General features: G+C 55.4%; 2 protein-coding genes. Both read left to right on the forward strand.

Features of this window, described 5'->3' with window-relative positions; translation table 11 throughout:
- Window positions 1-113 (forward strand): transposase (locus BN1125_RS18405; protein WP_208854212.1); only part of this gene is annotated, 113 nt, incomplete at its 5' end.
- Window positions 114-367: 254 nt separating this feature from the next.
- Complete coding sequence (locus tag BN1125_RS04810; protein WP_042010991.1) at window positions 368-1,753, forward strand: SLC13 family permease; 1,386 nt, start codon at window positions 368-370, stop codon at window positions 1,751-1,753.
- Window positions 1,754-2,004: the final 251 nt, after the last annotated feature.

Raw genomic sequence — 2,004 nt, forward strand, 5'->3', positions numbered from 1 at the left:
AGCAGAGTAATAGTGGGGTGCTGTGGTCGCGCTCTTACTTTGCTTGCAGTGCTGGCGGGGCCACTATTGAAACGCTCAAGGCGTATGTGGCCTCGCAGAACACTCCAGATTAGCTCCCCTTATCTCCCCGCCCGATTGGGCGAGGGTTTACGGGGCATCTGCTAAAAACATGTTCAAACAGTGGCTGGCACAGCTCATGGATGTTTGAATTATGTTTCATTGGCGTTGTTTTTATGTATTTTTTCCTGATTTTATCAATGAGTATGTGAGTAGAGGCTGATTTTCACCATGTGAGTCTGTTTCAAACAAGTGAATGGATGTAATCTCGGCAACACAAAAACAACCATAAATTAACCGAGAGAACGATATGCACACATCGTCTGTACCCGCAACTCCATCTCGTTGGCTGGATATCAAGACCGGGATCGTCATCTTTGATCTCCTCCTGCTATGCGCCATGCTCGCCTGGCTCCCTTTTGACCCCATGGTCAACAAGGGGCTGGCCATTCTGCTCTTTATCGCCATTCTCTGGCTGACCGAAGCGGTGAATATCACTATCACCGCGCTCTCCATCCCGGTGCTTGCCACCCTGCTCGGGGTGTTTGATATGAGCAAGTCGTTGACCGACTTCGCCAACCCGGTGCTGTTCCTCTTCTTTGGCGGTTTTGCCCTGGCGGCAGCGCTCTCCAAGCAGGGGCTAGACACCCAGATTGCCGGTAAGGTCATGCAGCTCGCCAAGGGACACCTCGGCTGGGCTGCCATCGTACTCTTCAGTATCACGGCGGCACTCTCCATGTGGATCAGCAATACCGCCACCGCCGCCATGATGATGCCGCTGGCCCTTGGCATGCTCAAAGGTCTCGACCTCCATAAGGAGCGTCGCACCTTGGTCTTCGTCTTGCTTGGCGTTGCCTACAGCGCCAGTATTGGCGGCATTGGCACCCTGGTAGGCAGTCCGCCCAATGCCATTGCAGCAGCCCAAATGGGTCTAGGCTTTACCGACTGGATGAGATTTGGCATCCCCGTAGTCCTTATCTTCATGCCCGTAGGCATCGGCCTGCTCTATCTGGTGACCCGCCCCAACCTCTCACATCAGGTCAGCACCGAGCGAGTGACCATTGAGTGGACTGGCCAGCGCAAGGTGACCCTGTTGATCTTTCTGACCACTGTGCTGTTGTGGATTGGCTCCCAGCCTATTGCCCAGGCGTTGGGAGGGACCCCTCAATTTGATGCCCTTATCGCCATGGGTGCCATCATCACCATCGCCGTCAGCCGTGTCGCCAGTTGGGATGACATCAACCAGAACACCGATTGGGGCGTACTGCTGCTGTTCGGCGGCGGCCTGACGCTGAGTGCCATTCTCAAACAGACCGGAGCCAACGCTTTCCTGGCCGCGAACCTCTCCAGTGCCCTCTCTGCCATGCCGATCTTCGTCATCCTGCTCTGTCTTGCCGCCTTCGTGGTGTTCCTGACCGAGCTGGTCTCCAACACCGCTACCGCTGCGCTGCTGGTACCCCTGTTTGCCGGGGTCGCAGAAGCATTGGGAGTCTCTCCCATTGTCGTCTCAGTGCTGATCGCTGTCGGCGCCTCCTGCGCCTTCATGCTGCCGGTAGCTACCCCGCCCAATGCCATTGTCTTCGCCAGTGGCCATATCCAGCAGCGTGAGATGATGCGGGCAGGCCTGGTGCTGAACCTGGTCTTCACCGTCATTTTGACCCTGCTTGCCTATTTTATGGGCGACATACTGCATTGATGACAGCGGGCTTGCTCGCCAGGCCCCTCAACCAATATCAAGCACAAAGCCCCGTATCGACGGGGCTTTCTCTTTTCTGACACACTCACGGGCATCGATCCCAGTTCATCCTATTCAGAACGCTCATCTTATTGCGCTCGAACCGCTCAGCCGGTGAAGTCATCTGCGTATTCCCACACATGGCGATCGCTCAATAACATTCATGCCGATCGCGTAATAACATCCATGTCGATCACCCAATAACATCCCAA

It is taken from the genome of Aeromonas fluvialis (assembly GCF_000819885.1).
In the GTDB taxonomy this organism is placed as follows: Bacteria; Pseudomonadota; Gammaproteobacteria; order Enterobacterales; family Aeromonadaceae; genus Aeromonas; species Aeromonas fluvialis.

Bases quoted from the DNA above. Each gene is read 5' to 3' on its own strand.
- BN1125_RS04810 (WP_042010991.1), top strand. From the start codon at position 368: ATGCACACATCGTCTGTACCCGCAACTCCATCTCGTTGGCTGGATATC.